The sequence below is a fragment of the Seonamhaeicola sp. ABD4_175 genome, assembly GCF_056160885.1.
In genome coordinates this window covers 700,151-723,690 of the sequence record NZ_JBSWYC010000001.1, presented here as the reverse complement: position 1 = coordinate 723,690, position 23,540 = coordinate 700,151, and the positions used below count along the sequence as shown (strand labels likewise).

Below are 23,540 nucleotides of genomic sequence, written 5' to 3'. Positions count from 1 at the left end.
TGTTTTTAGTTACCAAATAATACTGTAATTTATTGTGTGTTTACCTTTAGGGACTTTTACTAATAATTCATCTTTACCATTAATATTTCTTATAACTGGTTTTAAATTATTATTAGAAAAATCAATGTAATAACTCTCGTTATTAACAATAAAAATATTATTAGATAGCGCTTTAATGCTTTTGCCATGGGCTAATTTATGCCATAAGTTTTGTTTACTATCAATAGTTATGTTTTTAGTTAAATGACGATTTTCATTAGATACAGTAAAGGAATTTGAAATAGAGGCTCCTTCTGTTACGTATAAAAATGTTGGTATTTTTTCAGCATTTAATTCATAACCTAATTGTTTTACACCTTTGTTTTCTGTTTGTGGTAAGGGCCAAGGTGTATTTTCGTCTTGTAATTTTGCGAATTCTAAATCTCCATGTAGTGAAATAGAAAAGCCTACTGGTTCACCAAGTTGTTTATAACCTCTAGATAGCCACATGTGTGTGGTGTTTAAAAAGGAACCACTCCAAGCTTTTAATAAAGAGCCTGTTGCTAGGTCATAGGAATAATGAATGCCTTCAGGTAAACCAACAGATATACAATGTGTTCTAGTTTCATTTTCATGTGTAACAAAACTTCGTTGTAGACGAGGGGAGTTTTCGGGTTCAATTACAATGCCATTTAAAGGATTGAATTTGTTGGCGTCTTTCCATACGTTTTCCTGAATAGAATACTTTTGCATGTTAGGACCTTCGGTATGTAATGTAAACCCACCTGCCCAAGGTTTATTTTGGTTATATATTATTTCAAATGGGTAATCGCCTTTTTCTAATGTAACAATACTACTTTTTATAGTATTCATACCTCCTTGTATGGTTAGTATTCTTTTATTGTTGATTAGTAAATGTGCTAAACCAGTTGTACGGCCTTCAAACAGGTAGTTTCCGGTTTCAGGTATATTTATTGATCCTGTGTGTGATATTAGTTTTTGTTCTTTAACTTTTGTAACATCAACAAGTGTGAATTTATCAACGGGTTCTTTTTTAGCTATTGGAATTGTGTCTAGGTTTTCAATTGTTTTACTTTTAGTTTTATATTCTGTTCTAATTATATTTGAAAGCTTTAATTTATTGTTTTCATATAATTTATATTTTATGTTTTTAAAAGCTACTGGGCCGTGATCGCCTTGTAGCATAAGTGGTCCTCTTTCTTTTTCATCAGCAAAGGCAGCAGCTCTTGTAGGGCCTTTAACTTCTATGTTTTTATGAATTAATGAGCCGTTTAACCAAACTTCTTCAAACCAAGCGTTTTTAATTTTTTTACCAGATGCATCAAATTTAGGAGCATGGAATATGATTTTAAAATGTTGCCACAAACCAGGAGCTTTTGCTGCATTAATTCTGGGAGGATGTCCTTCATAGCCCTGTTTTCCATTTTCAGCATCTTTGTTCCAACGTTGATAAATACCTCCAATATCACTATGCTTAGGTTCTTTTACGCCCCAACTATCTAATAATTGTATTTCGTATCGTCCTTGAAAGTATATGCCAGAATTAGATTTAATAGGCATCATAACATCAAGTTCAAGCTCAATGTCACCGTGTTCAAAAGCAGTAAAAAGGTGTTTGTTGTACTCTTGGTCATTCGCATTAAAAAGAATTCCAACGCCATCTTCTCCAACTAAAGTTTTTTCTTTATGTCTGTCGGCTATAACGTTTCCCACTATTTTCCAGTTAGTACTATTAGATTTAAAGGCAGATAAATTGTTTAAATCTAGTGTTTTAAAAGGTAAAGATGTAACGGGTAGCTTTTTAGTTTCTTTTTTAGCAACCGTTTTTTGGGGCTCTTTTTGGTCTTTTGCACATGAGGCAAAAAATACAAAAAGTAAGATTAGTAAATAATTTAAAGCTTGTTTCATTTGTTTTTAGTTTAGCTGTACTAAGTATTTAATACATGATTAAAATGTGTAGTTAAGGTTAATTAATGAGCTTCTTGGTAAAATTGGTACAACCACAAAACTGGTATCTGGGTTTGCTTGTACAAAGTCTTTTGTAACACCATTAGCGCTTGCACCAAAACTATTTGCGCCAAAAAAGTTAGCTAGTCCTTCAGAATTAAATAAATTGTTAATTACCAAATTAGCAGATAGGTTTTTAGAAATTTTATAGCCAATACCTGTGTTAAAAGTACTGTAGGCATCTAGTTGGAATGCATTTGCAGCATTACCTTCTCTTTTACCCATGTATTGCCAATTAAAAAATGCCGAAAGCGTATTGTTATTATAATAACTCCCCAAGTTAAACATTAATTTAGGGTTGAATGCTAATTGGTTTCCAGAGTAATCTGTAATTGTATCGTCAGTTGTGTCTACAGTACCAGCAGCGTTGTAAACTTGCCACTTTTCAGCTTTTGGGTTTTGTAAAACACCATTAAATTTAAATGCTATGTTTTGAATTGGAGTTACAACACTTTCCCATTCAAAACCTAAAGTTCTTGAGGTGTTAAATTGAATTGGTGTGTAAAATACGGTGTTAGAATCGCTATCAAATTCAAAATTGCTAGTACCAATATTTTTAAGTTCGCTCCAAAAAATGGTGCTAGTAAAAGAAATGAGTTTAGAGCTTAGTTTTAACCCTGTTTCAATTTGCGTAATTTTTTGAACTTCGCCTTTACCGTTAATTGGTACATTATCAAAATTGTTAAAATAGTAATTTAATTCTGGTGCTTTATTTCCTTTAGAAAAACGACCAAAAATAGCTGTGTTATTGTTTAGTTTGTAATTTAAACCAGCGGAGTATGAAAGGTAATTGTAGTTAAAATTAAAATCGTCAGTAGCTCCTGTAGGTCCTAAAAGGCCGTTATCATAGGCTGTGTTTTCATTGCCATCAACACCGCCGTTTATACCTAGTGGCGCGTAACGATCTTTGCTGCCTTTGTGGGTAATGTTTTCAAGACGTAAACCAACATCTAAACGTAAGTTTTGGTTAATATTCCATTCGTCATTTATAAAGGTGGCAATTTGGTTTACATTAGCATTAGTGTTTACATAAAATAAGCCGCCATAATTGCTAGCGCCTGTGGCATCAGATAAAGCAACAACAGGTTGGTTAGGGTTTTCTAAAGTAACTTGTAACATTCTTGGGTTGGGCTCATAAGTAACATATGCAAAACTACCTTGGGTAAAATGATTTGTTTTAGAAAAACCAAGTGATAGTCCGGTAGAAATATTATGATTTTTAAGTTCTTTTTGAAGCACAAAGTTATTCATCCATTCATCTGCAGAAATATCTTTATACCAAGCCGAAGTTCCCATAATAGCATCATTTGGCAAGCTGCCATTTGTTAAATATTGAAATGAACCACCCGATAAAATGGTGCTATTATCAACGCGTGCTAACTCGGTACCAGATTGTGCATCATTAAAAACTACTTGCCCAATAGGAAAACCAGCACCACTAACAAAATAAGCAGTTGGATCACTTAATGACACAAAGGCGTTACTAATTGAGGTTTGCCAATTGGCTTTTTTTGTAGAAAATTTAATGTTGTTTTTAAGTGTCCAGTTATTGCCAATATTTTGAGAAAAATCAAAACCTAAAGCAAAATCTTGGGCGTGTACACCATTTGAAGGGTTGAAACTATTGGTTTTGTTAGGGTTTCTTCCGTCAGGAATTTCAACATCAAATGAAGGCATCATTAAAGCTGTTGAGCTAAAGTCTTGTCCAAAAGCGGGTTTAGGGTTGTTCCAGTTAGTAGCGGCAACACCAGTGTAGCGGTTGGTGTAATCATCTAAAAGTTTTCCGTAGAATTTAAAATAACCTTTGTTGTTAGTTTTAATAAGGTTTAGTTTGGCCTGCCCACCTTTGCTAAATGTGAAATTGGTGTTTCTAGCACCATCATCATGCCTGTAGTGTCCACCAAGGTTAAAATACCAATTGTTGCCCAACGGAGCATTTAAATTAGCATCAATTCTGTAAATAGGATTATTATCTTCACCTTGAATGCCTGTTGAAGCTATAATGTTGCCACCAAAATTTTCATTTATACCTTTTGAAATAAAATTATAAATACCACCGGGCGCATTCATTGTAGTAACCGATGCGCTTCCGCCTCTTAAAGCTTCAACTTTTTGTGTTGTAATATCGGTTCGGTGAAACAAATCTGGCGAATAGTAAGAGTGTTGTATCAGACTAACAGGTAAGCCATCTTCTTGTAATGATACGTAATACCAGCCCATATCATCTTCGGCAGAAGCCGAAATTCCTCGTGTATAAACTCTTGTAAATACTTCGCCTGCAGACGCATCAGTAAACGTTCCTGCTATATTTTGAAGTAAATTTGCAGTACCTCTAGGAAATGTGTTTTGTATGTCTTTTTGTGTAAGTGTGCTAACAGATGTACTGGTTTCAATTGTTTTGTTAGGGTTAAAAGAACCTGTTACTACAATAGTTTGAAGGTTTAATAAATCGGGCTCAAGATTAAATTTTAGTGTAATATCGGTATTTTTAACGTCAATTTTTTTGCTAATAGTTTTGTAGCCTAAATATGAAATTTTTAACGTGTAATTTCCTTCTGAAATATTTTGAACATTAAATAAGCCTTCTGTATTTGTTATACTTGTTTGGTTAGTTGGTTGTATTGAAACATGTGCACCTTCAATGGCTTTATTGTTGTTGTTATAAATGCTACCGCTTATTGATACTTGAGACCATGCGATGTTACTTAATAAAATAAGGATTAGATAAAGTGTGTTTTTTTTAAAGTTAATCATTGTTTAATAAAAAGAGAGAATTTAGTTTAGTTAACACACAAAAATGCAAAATAAAAATACTATTTGTGTGCGTATTTATTCAGTGAAAAATTTTGAACAAATGTATTATTTTTTATTGGCTTTAATTTGGTAGAAAATAGCCGCAGCCGCAATTAATAAGCCTAAAAATTCTCTAGAGCCTTCAAGGTATGGTTTCTCATAAACCATTTCACCAAAAATTTCTTGTTTATTGTCTGAGTTTAAATAATCTAAAAATAACGAAAAATGAAAAGAAGCATAGCCAAACAAACCTAAAAGCATTAACCATAATAAAGGTTTGGGTATAGCCTTAAAGTTGGGTGTTAAACAGGCGATGGCTACCATAAAATAAATTAAAAACCAGAGTAAACCGTCTGGGTCATTAAGCTGTATTGCCGCAAATGCTATAAAAATAATGCATAAAATTACATTTGTAATTTTTTGTTTTTTACTCATTATAATTTTTTTGTTTGTAAATGTACAGTTATTTTTAAGTTTTATTTTTTATAATACAGGCTTTGCAGGTGCTTATAATTCTAAAATCTCAATATTTTTAAACTCAACAGGATGACTTTCACTTTGTAAAGAAATATACCCTTCTTTTAATGGTTTACCTTCAAGCGATTTCCAATATTCAACATTATAGTCAATATTTCCACCGCCATATTGTGGTTTGTAGTAGCGCATTACTTCATTGCCATTAATGAAGTGCTTAATAATAGAGTCATTTCTAACTTCAATTTCAATATGAACCCATTGCTCTCTGTGGTACGTTTGCGATGCTGAAGTTATACAGTGCTCTGTTTTTAGCTCATTATCCATTACAACGTTGGTGCCCGGTGTGCAAAGGTTGGCAGTTGTACGTTCATCTTTTCCATTGCCGCCTAAAAGTTGTACTTCAATAGATACCGGGAAATTTTGATCTAGCCCAATTTTTTTTGGGTCTTCACAATGTATCATAATACCACTGTTTCTGTTAGCCCAAGCAGCACCGTCACTCAATTGTTTTCCTGTAAACCTGTAATCCATTCTAAAACGGTAATTAGAAAAAGGTTTTTTATAGTAAATATGCCCAAAAGTGTTGTTGAAAGTGTCTTTATATTTATTGTAGTTTACTTTTAAAATGCCATTTTCAGCAACAAACGTATTGTTGAAATTATTACCAGCAGGATGTCCTTTTATTTTAATAATCCAATCATTTAAATCTTTGCCGTTAAATAATTTCACCCATTGTTCTTTTTCAGGAGTTGGGTTTTTTGTTGCTTGTTTAGGTTTGTTTTTGCAAGCAATACTATTAAATAACAATGTGAAAATTAGAAGTGTTTTTAGGTATTTCATAAGTTTATCTTTGTAATGACCAAGCTTTTCCTTTTGTTGTTTCTTGTAAATTTACGCAGCCTTTGTCTGGACCAGGAACGGGGTTGTAAGCAAGTACCTTTTCACCAACTAATTCGCTGTTTTTAAATGCCCACACTGCTTTTGAGCGGATGTTTTTTAGAGCATTAAATACTATTTTTTCGTTTTTACTGAAGGTTTTACGTGTTTCGGGACTAGATTTTAAATATTTAGCTAAAAGAGTATCATAAGCTTCTGTTTTTATGTCAGAAATAGAATAATCTTCAGTTGTATTTGTCGTTAGTTCCAGTATAATGGCATCTATTTCATGTATAAATTTTGTTTGCTTTTCTTTGTTGAAAGCTTTAAAAGCTAAGAGATCTATAAATTCAGGTACATTGACTTCTAAAGCGCCGGGAGAAGCTTCGGTTTTAGGTAAAATTAAATCAACAATATTTTTTAAAATATGGCCTTGATTTACAGTTAAAAGTTTAGGTGTCCATATTTTAGCTTCAGAAGTACAACTTTGAAGTATGCTTAAAGCGCTTGGTGCAACTGCAGCGTAACCCAACGATAAACCAATGTTTTTTAATGCGTTTCTTCGATTCATGAGTTTTTAGCTTTAAATTGTTTAATGGCATGATTGGCAGCCCGTGCTGTTAGAGCCATATATGTAAGTGATGGGTTTTGGCAACCAGCCGATGTCATGCAAGCACCATCTGTTACATACACATTTGGTACGGTATGTATTTGGTTGTATTTGTTTAAAACGGATGTTTTTGAACTGTGCCCCATTCTGGCAGTACCCATTTCATGTATGCCTATACCTGGTGCTTTAGGTTGGTCTCTGGTTTGAATGTCTTTAAAACCTGCTTGTTCTAACATGGTAACTGCTTGTGCTATCATGTCTTTTCTCATGGCATATTCGTTTTCTTTCCATTCGGCATCAAATGTTATGGTTGGTAAGCCCCATTGGTCTAGTTTATCATAATCTAAAGTCATTTTATTATCATGATATGGCAAGCATTCGCCAAAACCACCAATACCTAAACGCCAATTTCCGGGTTCTAACATTTTTTCTTTAAAAGCAGCGCCATAGGCTAGTTCTTCGGTAGATTCTGTATAATCGCCTCTTGTAGCTCTACCTTGGTAGCCGTAGCCTCTTAAAAAGTTTTTGTTTTCTGAAGCTTTATCGCCTAAATTAACAAATCTTGGTATGTAAACACCGTTAGGTCTTCTTCCGTAGTAATATTTATCTTCAAAACCATCAATTCTTCCAGAAGCTCCAGCTCCTAAGTGATGGTCCATGATATTATGGCCTAATTCACCAGAATCATTACCTAAGCCATTGGGAAATCTGTCAGATTTTGATTGTAATAAAATAGAAGCTGATGCCATAGCAGATGCGCAACAAAAAATAATATCTGCTTTAAATTCTAGTTTTTCTTTAGTTTCAGCATCAATTATTTTAACGCCTGTTGCTTTTTTTTTGTCGGCATCGTAAATAATTTCATAAGCAATAGAATGCGGTCTTAATGTTATATTCCCGGTACGTTCAGCTGCTGGTAATGTAGAAGCGTTACTGCTAAAATAACCACCAAAAGGACAGCCACGGCTACAGCGGTTTCTGCTTTGGCAGCGGCTACGGCCTTCTCTAGCTGTGTTGCTTGTTATATGGGCAACTCTGCCAATAGTTAGTACGCGCCCAAATTTGGTTGCCATACTTTCTTTTAAGTGTTCTTCAACACAGTTAAGTTCCATTGGTGGTTCAAAAACACTATCGGGTAATTGGGGCAGGCCTAAGGCTTCGCCACTAACGCCAATAAATTTTTCAACATAACTGTACCAAGGTGCAATGTCTTTATATCTAATAGGCCAGTCTATACCATGGCCATCACGTATATTTGCTGTGAAATCTAAATCACTTAACCGGTAGCTTTGTTTTCCCCACATAATAGACCTGCCGCCAACATGGTAGCCACGCATCCAATCAAAGCGTTTAGTTTCATTGTAAGGATGTTCTAAATCGTTAACAAACCAGTGTTTTGTTTCGTTTTTTACGGTGTAACCCGTTCTGCTTTGTTTGGGGTATTTTTTTAGTTCTTCGGCAGTAATATCTCCTTTTAATTCTTGGTCCCACGGGTCTAAATTCATGGTAGGGTAGTCTTCAATATGTTTTATCATTCTGCCGCGTTCTAAAACCAGTGTTTTTAAACCGCCTTCACAGAGTTCTTTGGCTGCCCAACCCCCTGAAATACCTGTGCCAATTACAATAGCGTCGTATGTTTCAGTATTATTAATGTTACTCATTTAGTTTGTGTTGTAATTTTGTAGATTAATGTGGTGAATATTGATAATATCCTACAAAATAGGGTTAATTTTTAATATAAATTTAAAAATACTTATTTTGCACTATTATAATGTTTAAATTTTTTCAGTGAAAATAAATATACATCAAATAGAGCCTTATGAAGCCGATGGTGTGGTGTATCATGCAGATACTTGTTTGCCATTAATAGATGCTTATCAAAGAAAAAAGTTGAAATTTAAAGCTTTGGCAAGACATACATATCCTGGTGATAGGTTAGATGATAATACCTTGGGGTTAAATAGTATTGGTTATTGGGATGCAAATGAACCGCAAGATTGGGGTTTAGATTGGCATAGAAATGAGGGCATAGAATTTCATTTTTTAGAGTCTGGTACTATGCCCTATTCACAAGAGAATAAAGAGGTGTTGTTAACGCCAAATCATTTAACAATAACCCGTCCTTGGGAAGCGCATAAAGTTGGAAATCCTTATATAGGTATGGGGAAGTTTTATTGGGTTATTATTGATTTAGGCGTGCGAAGACCGCACCAAGAATGGGTTTGGCCAGATTGGATTACGCTTACTAACAGTGATTTATCTAGGTTAACAACCATTTTAAGGCATAATGAAAAGTCTATTTTAAAAACAGATCAGCGATTTAGAGATTGTTTCAAACGTATAAATATGGCTGTAAATACAGATGAAAACGGAAGTAACGCTTCGCGAATACGTTTGCTAGTAAATTATTTGCTTATTTTGATTTTAGATTTATTAGATACCGAAAAAATTGAGTTAAATGAAGCATTAACCGATAGCTCTAGAAGTGTGCAGTATTTTTTAAAAGAGTTGGATAAAAATTTGTCTGAAAATTGGACTATTGAGCAAATGGCACAATCTGCAGGTGTTGGTTTAACGCGCTTTACGCACCATTGCAAACAGTTAACAAATTTAACACCAATGCGTTATTTAACAATGCGAAGATTAGAAATGTCGAAAAAAATTCTGAAAGAAAATGAAAAATTAACTGTGGGTGAAGTAGCTTACATGTGTGGTTTTACTACAAGTCAGTATTTTTCAACAGTATTTAAAAAACATGAAAAATGTTCGCCCAATGAATATAGGAGATTGCATTGTTTAAATGAATCCTTAACGGCTTATCCTGAAATTTAACAGTTTTGTTTAAATTCTTTCACTGAATAAAAATAAACAGCAATAACATTTTATTTATATATTTTCACGTAATTACCAACAACAACTAACTAAATATAAGGTATGAAACGACGTGATTTTATAGGCAAAGCGGGGCAATCTGGTCTTGCTTTAACACTGCTTGGTGTGGCTTCATGTAAAAAAGCTTCAAAAAAAGAGACGAATAACGTTGATAGCGCCAAAACACAAGAAAAAGCTCCTTTTTTTAAAATTTCATTAGCCCAATGGTCATTGCATAGAGTCTTATTTGCTGGTGAAATGGATCATTTAGATTTTGCTTCAAAATCAAGAAATTTTGGTTGTGAAGGTTTAGAGTACGTCAATGGTTTTTTTAAAGATAAAGCCAAAAATATGGCGTATTTAAAAGAAATGAATGCTAGAGCAAATGCCGAAGGTCAGCAAAACGTGCTTATTATGGTTGATAGAGAAGGTGATTTAGCAGTTGCCGATAGTAAAAAGCGTTTGCAAGCCATTGAAAATCATTATAAATGGGTAGAGGCGGCGCATTTTTTAGGCTGTCATGCAATACGCGTAAATCTTGCTGGGGCTAATAATTTTGATGATGGTGTGCCTGTAGCTGTAGATTCACTGCAAAGCTTATCAGAATTTGCAAAAGGTTCCAACATTAATGTTTTAGTTGAAAACCATGGTGGTTTATCTTCAAACGGTAATTGGATGCACCAAGTGTTTTCAAAAGTAAAAAATGATAATTGTGGAACGCTTCCAGATTTTGGTAATTTCTGTATTAAAAAAGGAGAAAAAGACGCTAATGGCGTACGCCCATGTTTTGAAGAATACAATAGGTACAAAGGTATGCAGCAGCTACTGCCTTTTGCAAAAGCAGTAAGTGCTAAGTCTTATGATTTTGATGAAAACGGCAACGAAACAACTATAGATTATTATAAAATGATGTCTATGGTAAAACAAGTAGGATACACTGGTTTTGTGGGTGTTGAGTTTGAAGGGGATAAGGTTTCTGAAGCTAAAGGCATAGAGTTAACAAGAGATTTGCTAATAAAGGTTGGCAAGCAATTATCATAATATTACTAACTAATTAAATTTTTATGGAGAATATTAATAAAAACAGACTGTTTTTGGCAAGTTGTCTTGCTTTAATAACCACAGCAATGACGTTTGCAATACGCGCCAGATTAGAAACCGTTTTTGGGCCTGAAGGCGTAGGTTTAACTTTAGAACAAATAGGGTACGCATTTACACCGGCATTTTTTGGCTTTACCATAGCCATGATTATTGGTGGGCCATTAGTAGATTTATTAGGTATAAAAAAAATAACTTGGATGGCTTTTTTAACGCATGCCGTAGGTATTGTGTTAACACTATTGGCAAGTTCAATGACATCATTATTTATTGCAACATTATTTATTGGTATAGGTAATGGGTTTGTAGAGGCAGCACTAAACCCTATGGTTGCCTCAATGTACACCAAAGAAAAAACTAAAATGTTAAATAGGTTTCATGTATGGTTTCCTGGTGGTATTGTTATTGGGGCACTTTTGGGCTGGTTGGTTATGGATGTATTAAACCTAAGTTGGCAAGTAATGGTTGGCACCTTGTTTATTCCGTTAATAGCATATGGTATTTTGTTTTTTGGTCAGAAAATGCCTGTTACAGAGCGTGTACAATTAGGAATAAGTAATAAAAAAATGTTTTCAAGTGCATTAAAACCATTGTTTTTATTCATGGTGTTTTGCATGTTTTTAACGGCAGCATCAGAGTTGGGTACAACGCAACGTATAGAATCACTTTTAAAAGAATCTGTATCAGCACCATTATTAGTGCTAGCATTTATTAACGGTATTATGGCTTTGGGGCGTATGTTTGCGGGTCAGGTTGTGCATAAATTAAAGCCTTCGGGTATGCTGTTATACTCTGCAATTTTTACTTTTATTGGTTTGTGGATGTTAACTATTGTAACTGGCGGTATGACGTTTGTTGCAGCGGCAGTATTTGCAGTTGGCGTAACTTTTTTCTGGCCAACAATGCTAGGTTTTGTAGCAGAATATTTGCCAGAAACAGGCGCTTTAGGCTTATCTATTATGGGAGGCGCGGGTATGTTTTCGGTATCAATAGTATTACCAATTATGGGTAATTTAATGGATAACGCTAGTGCTTCAGAGGCATTACGTACCATGTCTATTTTACCAGCAATTTTAATTGTGGCCTTTTTAGGATTGAATATTTACATGAAAAAACGAAATAAAACAGAAAACGCATAAAATAAAATATGTCAAGAAAATTAAGAATGGGAATGATTGGTGGCGGTACCGGATCGTTTATTGGTGATGTTCACAGAAAAGCCGCGTCTATTGATGGAATGATAGATTTAGTTTGTGGTGCTTTTAGTAGTAGTGCAGAAAAATCAATAGCATCTGGTAAAGCATTGTATTTGCCAGAAGATAGGTGCTACGGCAGTTATGAAGAAATGATTGCAAAAGAAAAGGAGTTGCCAGAAGATGTTAGAATGGACTTTGTGGCCATTGTAACACCAAATCATATGCACTTTCCGCCTGCTAAAATGGCTTTAGAAAATGGTTTTCATGTGGTTTGTGATAAACCAATGACTTTAACTTTAGATGAAGCTATTGAACTTGAAAATATAGTTGAAAAGAGCGGAAAATTGTTTGCGCTTACACACAATTACACGGGCAATTCTTTAGTGAAACAAGCCAAGGCTATGGTAGAGAATGGAGACCTTGGTAAAATTAGAAAAATACAAGTACAATATTTACAAGGTTGGCTAAGTACAGCGGTTGAAGCTACTGGGCAAAAACAAGCAGCGTGGAGGGTAGACCCAAAGCGTTCTGGAATTGGTGGTGCTTTGGGCGATATTGGTACACATGCTGAAAATTTAGTTGAATATATTACAGGTTTAAAAATAGAAGAATTAGCGGCAGATTTAGGAAGGTTTGGTAAAGGACGTGTTTTAGATGATGATGGAAATGTGCTAATTAGAATGGAAAATGGCGCTAAAGGCACGATGTCTTTTTCGCAAATAGCATTGGGCGAAGAAAATAATTTGGCTATTAAAGTATATGGTGAAAAAGGAAGTTTAGAATGGCACCAAGAAAACCCTAACCAGTTAATTACACATTGGCTGGAAGAGCCTGTTAAAATTTACACACCTAACGGAAATAATTTATACCCTGAAGCATTGGCGGTTTCTAGAATTCCAGCTGGTCATCCGGAAGGTTATTTAGAAGCTTTTGCTACTATTTATAAAAACTTTGCTACGCATTTATTAGCGGTTTTAAATGGTGAAATTATTGAAAAACCAGATTATCCAACAGCTAAAGATGGGGTGCGTGGTATGCAATTTATTTACGCATCGGTTGAAAGTGATAAAAACAATGCAGCTTGGACTAAATTAAGTTAAGTGAAATTAATATTGGCAAGGTTTGCGTTAGGGATTGCAGCGGCATCCTTTTTTGAAATGTCAAACAATGTTATTACGAGGAGGAACGACGAAGTAATCTCGTTGGCTATGAGATTGATACAGGTAATTAGAAATTACCTGAGCAATGAAAGACAAAAAAGATATAGCGTAAAGCCCGACCCTTGTGGTAACGCGAAAAAAATATAAACTAAACACAACAAAAATATTATGAAAACAATTAAAGGGCCTGCGGTTTTTTTAGCGCAATTTGCGGGCAGCGAAGCACCGTTTAACAGTTTAGATGGCATGTGCCAATGGGCTTCAAACTTAGGATACAAAGGCATACAAATACCTACGTGGGAAAGCAGTTTAATTGATATTGAAACAGCAGCAAATAGCCAAACGTATTGTGATGAATTGAAAGGAAAGGTGCAGTCTTACGGGTTAGAAATTACGGAGCTTTCTACGCACTTACAAGGGCAATTGGTGGCGGTAAATCCGGCTTACGATTCGATGTTTGATGGTTTTGCGCCAGAGCACGTTAGGGGAAACCCCAAAGCAAGAACTGAATGGGCTATAGATTTTGTAAAAAAATGTGGAACGGCAAGTGGTCGTTTAGGATTAAAATCACATGCGTCATTTTCGGGTGCGTTAATGTGGCACACAGTGTATCCTTGGCCGCAACGCCCTAATGGATTGGTTGAAATGGGTTTTAAAGAATTAGCAAACCGTTGGTTGCCTATTTTAAATCATTTTGATGAACATGGGGTTGATGTGTGTTATGAAATTCATCCAGGAGAAGATTTACATGATGGTATTTCGTATGAGCGCTTTTTAGAAGCTACTGGAAATCATTCGCGTGCAAATTTACTGTATGACCCAAGTCATTTTGTGCTTCAACAATTAGATTATTTACAGTTTATAGATATTTATCATGAAAGAATACGCGCGTTTCATGTAAAAGATGCCGAATTTAACCCAACAGGAAGACAAGGTGTTTATGGTGGTTATGCTGATTGGAAAGATAGAGCAGGACGTTTTAGAAGCTTGGGCGACGGACAAGTAGATTTTAGTGCTATATTTTCAAAACTAACTACTTATGGTCTAGATTTATGGGCGGTTATGGAATGGGAATGTTGTATAAAATCATCAGAACAAGGCGCTAGAGAAGGTGCGCCTTTTATTAAAAAACACATTATTGAAGCTGCAACACGTAGTTTTGATGATTTTGCAGGAGGCGATATTGATGATGCATATTTAAAAAGTGTATTAGGTATATAGTATGAAGAAAATATATGTTCTTAGTACGTGTCTTTTAGTGTCTTTCGTTGCTTTAGCACAAGACAAAATAGACCCGAAACTTACTGAAGTTTGGGAACCGAAAGTTAAAAAAGTAGTTCCTGGTCATAACAATTCAGCACCAAGTGATGCTATTGTATTGTTTAATGGTACTAATTTTGACAGCTGGACAGGTAAAAATAATACTGTTGGCTGGACATTGAATTCTGATGGTTCTATGACTGTAAATCCAAAAACCGGTGGTATTACTACAAAAGAAAAGTTTGGTAGCATACAATTGCATATTGAATGGAAATCTCCCATTGATATTATTGATAAAAAAGGGCAAAAACGTGGTAATAGTGGTGTGTTTTTACAAGGGCGCTATGAAATTCAAGTATTAGATAATAATGATAATGAAACCTATTCTAATGGGCAGGTAGCTTCTGTTTACAAGCAGTCCATTCCTTTGGCAATGGCATCGGTTCCAACTGGAGAGTGGAATACTTATGATATTATTTATCATCAACCAGAATTTGATAAAAAAGGTAATATTGTTAAAAAAGCCACTGTAACGGTATTGCATAATGGTGTGTTGGTTCAAGATCATTTTGAAATACAAGGGCCAACGGTTTATAGAGGAAAACCTAGTTATAAAGCACATGGTAAAGCACCTATTTTTCTTCAAGACCATGGTGATTTGGTAAGTTACAGAAATATTTGGCTAAGAAAACTAGATTAAAATAATTTTTTTTAAAACATAATAAATTGAAAGCGCGGTAATTACTGCGCTTTTTTTGTGTAAAAAAAAGAATTGATTGCATTTTTAAAAGTAAAAGGGCTTAAAAATAACATATTTAATAATTTTTGCTAAAAACTAACTTTGGTGTGTTTTTTTAATAAAAATATATTTAGTTTTGTTCCACATATTAACGAAAGGGGCTCACGCCGACGATTTAGAGTTAATAATTAAGATAGTTTATTCAGTGAAAACAGGAAACAACATATCTCTTATCTCTTCTGTTCTAGTAGCAATTACTAGTGCATCTGTTGTGCGTTTTCCTCAAACTCGCCCCTGAGGGGCTATTCAGTTTTAGAAAGCATGCGCTGCTTTCAATTTTCGTTATTATTTAGAGTTAAAAGTTAAAAGCCTAAAGCTTTTATTTCCACTAACATGCATTTTGCATAAGGTTTAATTAGTATTAAAATGGAAACCGTATTGGATATTGAAAAAAATACCATTGTAGAAAACGCCAAAGCCTACTGTAATGAACAAGGTTTAGAGGTGGTGTTTACTCATGAAATTGATCACACACAGTTGCAAATAATTTCAGAGCGCACCAAAAACCTTTCAGCTATGTATCATGCCAATGTTGGTATGCTACTAGATCGTTTAAATAATGGTTGCTATCTTATTATTAAAGATGGCGAAATTTATGGGCATATTTTTGCGCACAAGCATGTTGTAGGTAAATTTTCGGTGTATGAACGTGCCTCTTTATGGGTGCATGAGCAGTACCGAAGTCATAATTTAGGCTTGCTTTTAATGGATTTGTTAACCAAACATTTTAATAAAAACTTTCTTATTTCAATAGCTCAAGGCGCTACAGTTCATCATAATAATGAGTTGTTAGGTATGAAATACATTACCTTAAAAGATTTGTCGCCAGTACTCATTGAAGTTTTAGAAAAATTAGGAAAGCTTAGAGATGAGGTTAAGTATAAGTATTATGTTAATGCGTATTTTGAATCTAAAATTAGCCAGTTTAACAAAATTCTAAAAAGTAAAATACTTTAAAAAAATAAGTTCTTTCAAATTAAAACATCAAAAAAAATAAAATAAACACATGAAAAAACTAGTAATAGCCTACAGTGGTGGTTTAGATACATCGTATTGTGCGGTAAGCCTTTCAAAAGAATACGAAGTACACGCAGTAAGTGTAAACACTGGTGGTTTTACAAAACAAGAAGTTAATAAAATTGAAGAAAATGCCTATAAAATGGGTGTTACAACCTATAAAAATATTGATGCTGTTCCTACTTTTTACAACAAAGTAGTAAAGTATTTAATATTTGGCAATGTGTTAAAAAATAACACTTATCCGTTGTCGGTAAGTGCAGAGCGTATTGTTCAAGCTATTGAAATTATAGAATATGCCAAAAGTATCGATGCCGAATATATTGCACATGGAAGTACCGGAGCAGGAAACGACCAAGTGCGTTTCGATATGATTTTTCAAACCTTAGCACCAAGTATTAAAATTATTACACCAATTCGTGATAAAAAATTATCAAGACAAGAAGAAATTGAGTATTTAAAAGAAAATGGTATTGATATGTCTTGGGAAAAAGCACAATACTCGGTTAACAAAGGCTTGTGGGGAACTAGTGTTGGTGGTGCAGAAACATTAACGTCGGAAAAACCTTTGCCTAGTGAAGCCTACCCGTCGCAATTACAAAAAGACGGCGAAGAAAAAGTGACTTTAACTTTCGAGAAAGGTGAATTTGTAGCTTTAAACGGTGAAGCAAATGCCCCTGAAGTAAATATTGAAAAGTTAAATAACATCGCTTCGGCCTATGCCATTGGTAGAGATATTCACGTAGGCGATACCATTGTTGGAATTAAAGGACGTGTAGGTTTTGAAGCTGCAGCAGCTTTAATTACCGTAAAAGCACACCATTTATTAGAAAAGCACACACTAACAAAATGGCAATTACAGCATAAAGATTACCTGTCTAATTTTTACGGTATGCATTTACACGAAGGCCAATATTTAGATCCTGTAATGCGCGATATGGAAGCCTTTTTACAAAGTAGTCAGGATAAAGTTTCGGGTGATGTAACGGTAACCTTAAAACCATATCATTTTACATTAGATGGAATAAAATCTAAGCACGATTTAATGAGTGCAAAGTTTGGTAGTTATGGTGAAGAAAACAAAGGTTGGACTGCCGATGAAGCTAAAGGATTCATTAAAATAGTAGGAAACCAAAATAAAATATACCAACAAGTAAACTCATAATCTTTTTGTCATGCTGAACTCGTTTTCAGTACTACAATAGCATTAAAATAGAAATGAAAAAAATACAAGTAGGAATTATAGGTGGCGCAGGTTATACGGCTGGCGAATTAATAAGATTATTGATAAACCACCCAGAAGCCGAAATAGATTTTGTTTACAGTACCAGTAACGCTGGAAACCAAATAAGTAAAGTACATCAGGATTTAGTAGGTAGTTTAAATCGTGTATTTACAGATACAGTTAACCCGAAAGTAGATGTGTTATTTTTATGTTTAGGGCATGGTAATTCGGTTAAGTTTTTATCCAATCATACTTTTTCTGAAAACACTAAAGTTATCGATTTAGGTAACGATTTTAGATTAGAAGCCGATAAGGTTTTTGAAGGTAAAAACTTTGTTTACGGTTTACCTGAATTAAATAAAACTGATATTCAATCGGCTAATTATATTGCAAATCCAGGATGTTTTGCTACAGCAATTCAGTTGGGTTTATTACCGCTTGCCGATGCCAATTTATTGCAAAACGATGTGCATATTAATGCGGTAACAGGAGCAACTGGTGCAGGTACATCATTGTCTGCAACTACGCACTATACTTGGCGCGATAATAATTTTTCGTATTACAAACCGTTTACGCATCAACATTTAGGAGAAATTAATCAATCGGTGAAGCAATTGCAAAATAGTTTTAATTCCGAAATTAATTTTATGCCAAATCGCGGTAATTTTTCACGTGGTATTTTCGCAACCCTTTATACTAAGTTTGATGGAACTGTAGATGATGCTAAAAATTTGTATAATAATTTTTATGATGGTGCTAAGTTTACTTTTATTAGCGACGATTTTTTACACTTAAAACAAGTGGTTAATACCAACAAATGTTTGGTGCATTTGCATAAACACGAAGGTAAATTATTAATAACAAGTATAATTGATAATTTATTAAAAGGAGCCTCAGGGCAAGCAGTACAAAACATGAATTTAATGTTTGGTTTAGAGGAAACTACAGGACTAGGATTAAAAGGAACTTATTTTTAACTAGGATTGTCATTGCGAGGAACGAAGCAATCTGTTTAAAAAGATTACTTCAGTCATACTTCCTTCGTAAAGACAACAAAAGAAGATTTTTATGAAAATTGCCATAATAGGAACAGGGAATTTAGGAAGTTCGATTGCCAAAGGACTTATTAAAAATAAATCGTTTACATCGTTGTATTTAAGTGATAAAAATACAGCAGCGGTAAAAGATTTTAGTAGCGAAGAGTATGTGAAAATTACAAACGATAATGCCGAAGCTATTAAAAACTCCGATGTTGTAATTTTTGCGTTGCAACCGCGCCATATTGATGGTGTTTTAAACAGTGTTGCAGCAGGAATACAAAAACATCACGTAATCATGTCGGTTGCTGCAGGTGTAGAAATTGCGAGAATTGAAAATATAATTGGAGCAGATAAAAATATTATTCGTGTAATGCCAAATACGGCAATTTCTATTGGTAAATCTATGACTTGTTTGGCGGCAAACGAAAAAGGTGAAAGTAAAATGGATTTAGCAAAAACCATTTTTAACCAATTAGGAGCCACTATGGTAATTCCAGAAGAGCAAATACAGGCAGCAACGGTAATTTGTGCAAGTGGTATTGCATTCTGGATGCGCCTTATTCGTGCCACTACACAGGGCGCTATTCAATTAGGGTTTGAAGCTGAGGAAGCTCATGAACTTGCGGTGCAAACTTGTTTTGGTTCGGCGAGTTTGTTGTTGGAATCTGGTAAACACCCAGAACAAGAAATAGATAGAGTGACTACACCAAGCGGTTGTACTATTGAAGGCTTAAACGCTATGGAACACCAAGGTTTAAGTTCGGCTTTAATACAAGGTATTGTGGCCTCTTTCGAAAAAATTAATCATTTAAAACAAAGCTAAAAATGCCGTTATTTGATGTGTATCCGTTATACAATGTAACTCCAGTGTCTGGAAAAGGCGCTTACGTTTACGACGATAACGGAACAGAATATTTAGATTTATACGGTGGTCATGCAGTAATTTCTATTGGTCATGCACACCCCAATTATACAAAAGCTATTACAGAACAGGTTAATAAACTTGGGTTTTACTCTAACGCGGTTCAAAATCCGTTACAGGTTGAATTGGCTAATAAAATTGAAGTTTTATCTGGCTGCGAGGGTTATAACTTATTTTTATGTAATTCTGGTGCCGAAGCTAATGAAAACGCTTTAAAATTAGCCTCGTTTAAAACTGGTAAAGAGCGTGTTGTGGCCTTTAAAAACGGATTTCACGGACGTACATCGGCGGCTGTTGCAGCTACCGATAATAAAAATATTATTGCGCCTATTAACGCGCAACAAAAGGTAACTATTTTAGAACTTAATGATATTTTAGGCGTAAAAGCAGAACTTGAAAAAGGCGATGTTTGTGCTGTTATTATTGAGTTTATTCAAGGTGTAGGTGGTTTAGATCAAGCTACTGCAGATTTTTACGAACAAGTATTCGCGCTTTGTAAAGCTAACAACACCATGTTTATTGCCGATGAGGTGCAATCGGGCTATGGGCGTTCGGGTAAATTCTTTGCGTTTCAGCATTACAATGTTACTCCAGATATTATTTCGATAGCAAAAGGTATGGGTAATGGTTTTCCTATTGGAGGTGTTTTAATTCATCCAGATATTGAAGCCAAATATGGCATGCTCGGGACAACTTTTGGTGGAAATCATCTTGCATGTGCTGCAGGTTTATCGGTTTTAAATACAATTGAAGAAGAAGGATTAATCGCTAATGTAAATGAAGTTTCAGAATATTTTATTTCGGAAGCTAAAACCATTCCGCAGATAAAAAATATAAAAGGTCGCGGTTTAATGCTTGGTTTAGAATTCGATTTTGAAGTAGGCGAATTAAGAAAAAAATTAATTTACGAATACCACATTTTTACAGGTGGTGCTTCAAATAAAAAGTTATTGAGAATTTTACCGCCATTAAACATATCAAAAGCGCAAATTGATGTCTTTTTTAAAGCGTTAAAAGAAGTACTTTAAAGTTTAACAAAACATTATAAATGCCTAATTGTCATTCCGTTTTAAAAATTGTACAATAGGGCGAACTATAAAAAGAAAAAAACAAATGAATACCTTACTATCTATTGAAAAAAGAAACGCTGTTTTATTACGAATGGCAGAACTTTTAGAAGAAGAAAGGCAAGAAATTATTAATATTAATAAAACCGATTGCGACGCTTATAAAGGCGACGATATTTCAATGTTCGATCGTTTAAAAGTAAACGATGCTAAGGTTGACGAAATGATTAAATCAGCAACGCATTTAGCATCGCAAGACGACCCTGTTGGGGTTGAACGTTTCAGTTTTAAGCACGATAACGGCATGCAAGTGTATAACAAAACAGCGTCGTTTGGTACGGTTTTAATTATTTACGAATCGCGTCCAGATGTTACGGTTGAAGCTGCAGGAATTGCTTTTAAATCGGGTAACAAAATTTTACTAAAAGGCGGTAAAGAATCGTTACGCTCTAATTTAAAAATTGTTGAACTTTGGCATCAAGCTTTAAAGGAAAATGGTGCGTCAACCGATTGGGTAGAGTATCTTCAGTTTAACAGAACCGAAACCCAAGCGTTTTTAGAAAATCCAACTCAGCAACTCGATTTAATTGTACCTCGTGGAGGCGAGCGCTTAATCGCGTTCACGAAAGAACACGCACGTTGTCCAGTTATTGTAAGTGGTCGTGGTAATAATTTTGTGTATGTGCATAAGGAAGCCGATTTAGATATCGCTATTGATGTAATCCTTAACGGAAAATCAAAAATTTCGGCATGTAATGCTGTTGATAAAGTGCTGGTTGACGAAAATCTCCCTAATAAAACTGAATTTGTAGCTGCTTTAATTTCAAAATTAAAAGATTCAAAAATTGAAGTTTTAGGCGATGCTGAAGTTGCAAAAACACACAATTTAGAAAGCATAACTTCAGATGACAATTGGTATGAGGAGTTTCTAGATTATAAAATTTTAATTGGTGAAATTGCTAATAACGAAGCAACTATTGCCATGATAAATAAATATTCTGGCGGGCATTCTTCATCTATCATCACTAAAAACGAAAGTGAAGCTAAAACCTTTATGGAAAATGTTGATACGGCAGCGGTGTATCATAATGCATCAACGCGTTTTACTGATGGCGGACAATTAGGTTTAGGTGGCGAATTAGCCATTAGTACAGATAAATTGCACCAACGCGGACCAATAGGTTTACAGCATCTAGTAACCAATAAATGGTACGTACACGGTACAGGACAAACAAGATAAGTCTTTATCAGACTTTAAAAATAAATGAAAAAGAAACGCATTTTACTAAAAATAGGATCTAATACACTTACTAAAGAAACCGATAATTTATCGCGTGGAAAAATTGAAGATTTAGCAAATCAAATAGCAAAACTTCAAAACAATTACGAGTTTGTAATTGTAAGTTCTGGCGCTATTGCTGTTGCGAAACAGTTTGTGAAATTAGAAAGTAAACAAGAAGACGTTTTTGTAAAACAGGCGTTGGCTTCTATCGGTCAGCCGCATTTAATTCGTATTTATCAAGAAATATTTAGGGAATACGGCTTGCTAACATCGCAGTGTTTATTGTCGTATTCCGATTTTGAAAAAGAAGAAAGCAAAGTCAATATTGTTAACACCATAAACGTTTTGGTAAACAATAATTACATTCCTATTATAAATGAAAATGATACAGTTGCAACCGATGAAATTAAGTTTGGCGACAATGATAAATTAGGCGCGCTAACAGCCTCGTTAATTGAAGCCGATTTGTTCATAATTGCAACAAACACAAACGGCATTTATACCAAAGCTTCAATGAAAAACGGAACGCCAGAAACCATTGCGTTAGTTGAAGATTTTGAAGCTTTAAAAAACGAAGTTGTAAATTCTAAATCATCACACGGTAGCGGTGGTATGCAATCTAAAATTGAAGCGGCTTCGGTTGCGAAAAAGGCAAACATAGAAACCTGGATTGTTAATGGTTTAGAAGATAATTTTATAAAAAATGCCATTGAAAATAAAGTGCCATTTACAAAAGTTAAGTAGAAGAGTTTAAATAATACCGTCATTACGAGCCATAGCGAAGTAATCTTTTTTAATTTAAAAGAAGAAGTCTTTTCTCGAATGATAATTAGTTTTAAAATAAAGAAATGAAACATTACACATCAATAAACGATATCGATAACATCGATTCTTGGATTGAAGAAGCCAAAGCACTAAAGCTAATGCCGTTAAAACATATAGATTTAGGAAAAAACAAAACCTTAGGTTTGTTGTTTTTTAATTCTAGTTTGCGCACACGCTTGAGTACTCAAAAAGCTGCTTTAAATTTAGGGATGAATCCTATTGTAATGAATGTTTCAGGTGATGCTTGGGGTTTAGAGTTTGAAGATGGCACGGTTATGAACGGCAACACCGCAGAACATATTAAGGAAGCTGCAGCGGTAGTATCACAATACTGCGATATTATTGCCGTAAGAGCATTCCCAACCTTAACCGATAAAGTAAAAGACGAAAGCGAACAGGTGTTAGAAGCTTTTAAAAAATACGCGTCTGTGCCCATTGTTAATATGGAAAGCGCCACAGGGCATCCTTTACAAGCTTTAACCGATGCAATAACTATTTCTGAGTTCTCAAAAAAAAAGAAGCCAAAAGTGGTGTTAAGTTGGGCGCCACACATAAAAGCATTGCCACATGCGGTAGCAAATAGCTTTACCCAAGCCATGCAAAAAATGGATGTCGATTTTGTAATTACAAATCCAGAAGGTTATAATTTAAGTCCGGAAATTACAAAAGATACACCTATAATTCATAACCAAGAAGAAGCATTTAAAGATGCCGATTTTGTATACGTAAAAAACTGGAGTTCGTACGAGGACTACGGAAAAGTGGTAAATAAAGACCCAAATTGGATGATTACCAAAGAAAAATTAGGCGTTGCTAAATTTATGCACTGTTTACCAGTACGTAGAAATGTAATTGTAGAAGATGCGGTTTTAGATTCCGAGAATTCAATTGTCATTCAACAAGCTAATAACAGAACATATGCTGCGCAATTGGTGTTGAAAAAAATATTGGAAAATAAATAATTAGCTATTGGCCTTTGGCTGTTAGCAAATAGCAGCCAAAGGCTAAGAGCCAA

Annotated in this window: 20 protein-coding genes; 14 read left to right on the top strand and 6 right to left on the bottom strand. The window is 34.6% G+C overall.

Features of this window, described 5'->3' with window-relative positions; translation table 11 throughout:
• Positions 1-9 precede the first annotated feature (9 nt).
• From ACXAG4_RS02970 to ACXAG4_RS02945, 6 genes are all read right to left on the bottom strand, one after another.
• Entirely contained in the window at positions 10-1,908 is a 1,899-nt protein-coding gene (locus ACXAG4_RS02970) for a 3-keto-alpha-glucoside-1,2-lyase-like domain-containing protein (protein WP_475294585.1), read from the bottom strand.
• A gap of 39 nt (positions 1,909-1,947) precedes the next feature.
• Positions 1,948-4,761 carry a TonB-dependent receptor domain-containing protein gene (locus ACXAG4_RS02965; RefSeq protein WP_475294584.1) on the bottom strand — a complete coding sequence of 938 codons (2,814 nt, stop codon included), beginning with the start codon at positions 4,759-4,761 and terminating at the stop codon, positions 1,948-1,950.
• Positions 4,762-4,866: 105 nt separating this feature from the next.
• A complete protein-coding gene (locus ACXAG4_RS02960) occupies positions 4,867-5,235 on the bottom strand; it encodes a transmembrane 220 family protein (protein WP_475294583.1) in 369 nt (122 codons plus the stop codon).
• Positions 5,236-5,307: 72 nt separating this feature from the next.
• Positions 5,308-6,117 (bottom strand): 3-keto-disaccharide hydrolase, encoded by an 810-nt coding sequence (locus ACXAG4_RS02955; protein ID WP_475294582.1) that lies wholly within the window; start codon positions 6,115-6,117, stop codon positions 5,308-5,310.
• Between the two features lie 4 nt (positions 6,118-6,121).
• A complete protein-coding gene (locus ACXAG4_RS02950) occupies positions 6,122-6,724 on the bottom strand; it encodes a gluconate 2-dehydrogenase subunit 3 family protein (protein WP_475294581.1) in 603 nt (200 codons plus the stop codon).
• On the bottom strand, positions 6,721-8,424 hold the full coding sequence (locus tag ACXAG4_RS02945) for a GMC oxidoreductase (protein WP_475294580.1): 1,704 nt from the start codon (positions 8,422-8,424) through the stop codon (positions 6,721-6,723). The genes ACXAG4_RS02950 and ACXAG4_RS02945 overlap by 4 nt, the downstream gene beginning before the upstream one ends.
• 127 nt (positions 8,425-8,551) lie before the next feature.
• Here ACXAG4_RS02945 and ACXAG4_RS02940 point away from each other — a divergent pair, with 127 nt between their 5' ends.
• The 14 genes from ACXAG4_RS02940 to ACXAG4_RS02875 all read left to right on the top strand — a co-directional run bounded on the left by ACXAG4_RS02940 (position 8,552) and on the right by ACXAG4_RS02875 (position 23,487).
• On the top strand, positions 8,552-9,595 hold the full coding sequence (locus ACXAG4_RS02940) for a helix-turn-helix transcriptional regulator (protein WP_475294579.1): 1,044 nt from the start codon (positions 8,552-8,554) through the stop codon (positions 9,593-9,595).
• Between the two features lie 102 nt (positions 9,596-9,697).
• Complete coding sequence (locus ACXAG4_RS02935; protein ID WP_475294578.1) at positions 9,698-10,675, top strand: sugar phosphate isomerase/epimerase family protein; 978 nt, start codon at positions 9,698-9,700, stop codon at positions 10,673-10,675.
• 23 nt (positions 10,676-10,698) lie between these two features.
• Positions 10,699-11,871: an MFS transporter gene (locus tag ACXAG4_RS02930; RefSeq protein ID WP_475294576.1), complete on the top strand. Its 1,173-nt coding sequence runs from the start codon at positions 10,699-10,701 to the stop codon at positions 11,869-11,871.
• 8 nt (positions 11,872-11,879) lie between these two features.
• Positions 11,880-13,028: a Gfo/Idh/MocA family protein gene (locus ACXAG4_RS02925; protein ID WP_475294575.1), complete on the top strand. Its 1,149-nt coding sequence runs from the start codon at positions 11,880-11,882 to the stop codon at positions 13,026-13,028.
• Positions 13,029-13,256: 228 nt separating this feature from the next.
• Positions 13,257-14,309, top strand: coding sequence for a sugar phosphate isomerase/epimerase family protein (locus ACXAG4_RS02920; RefSeq protein ID WP_475294574.1), 1,053 nt, complete (start codon positions 13,257-13,259; stop codon positions 14,307-14,309).
• 1 nt (position 14,310) lies between these two features.
• Positions 14,311-15,048 (top strand): 3-keto-disaccharide hydrolase, encoded by a 738-nt coding sequence (locus ACXAG4_RS02915; protein ID WP_475294573.1) that lies wholly within the window; start codon positions 14,311-14,313, stop codon positions 15,046-15,048.
• Positions 15,049-15,513: 465 nt separating this feature from the next.
• On the top strand, positions 15,514-16,104 hold the full coding sequence (locus ACXAG4_RS02910) for a GNAT family N-acetyltransferase (protein WP_475294572.1): 591 nt from the start codon (positions 15,514-15,516) through the stop codon (positions 16,102-16,104).
• A gap of 49 nt (positions 16,105-16,153) precedes the next feature.
• Positions 16,154-17,329, top strand: coding sequence for an argininosuccinate synthase (locus ACXAG4_RS02905; protein WP_475294571.1), 1,176 nt, complete (start codon positions 16,154-16,156; stop codon positions 17,327-17,329).
• Positions 17,330-17,382: 53 nt separating this feature from the next.
• Complete coding sequence (gene argC, locus ACXAG4_RS02900; RefSeq protein ID WP_475294570.1) at positions 17,383-18,366, top strand: N-acetyl-gamma-glutamyl-phosphate reductase; 984 nt, start codon at positions 17,383-17,385, stop codon at positions 18,364-18,366.
• 91 nt (positions 18,367-18,457) lie between these two features.
• On the top strand, positions 18,458-19,252 hold the full coding sequence (proC, locus tag ACXAG4_RS02895) for a pyrroline-5-carboxylate reductase (protein ID WP_475294569.1): 795 nt from the start codon (positions 18,458-18,460) through the stop codon (positions 19,250-19,252).
• A gap of 2 nt (positions 19,253-19,254) precedes the next feature.
• On the top strand, positions 19,255-20,379 hold the full coding sequence (locus ACXAG4_RS02890) for an aspartate aminotransferase family protein (protein ID WP_475294568.1): 1,125 nt from the start codon (positions 19,255-19,257) through the stop codon (positions 20,377-20,379).
• An 85-nt stretch (positions 20,380-20,464) separates the two neighbouring features.
• On the top strand, positions 20,465-21,658 hold the full coding sequence (locus tag ACXAG4_RS02885; RefSeq protein ID WP_475294567.1) for a glutamate-5-semialdehyde dehydrogenase: 1,194 nt from the start codon (positions 20,465-20,467) through the stop codon (positions 21,656-21,658).
• Positions 21,659-21,682: 24 nt separating this feature from the next.
• Positions 21,683-22,444 (top strand): glutamate 5-kinase, encoded by a 762-nt coding sequence (gene proB / locus ACXAG4_RS02880; RefSeq protein ID WP_475294566.1) that lies wholly within the window; start codon positions 21,683-21,685, stop codon positions 22,442-22,444.
• 104 nt (positions 22,445-22,548) lie between these two features.
• Positions 22,549-23,487 (top strand): N-acetylornithine carbamoyltransferase, encoded by a 939-nt coding sequence (locus ACXAG4_RS02875; protein WP_475294565.1) that lies wholly within the window; start codon positions 22,549-22,551, stop codon positions 23,485-23,487.
• Positions 23,488-23,540: the final 53 nt, after the last annotated feature.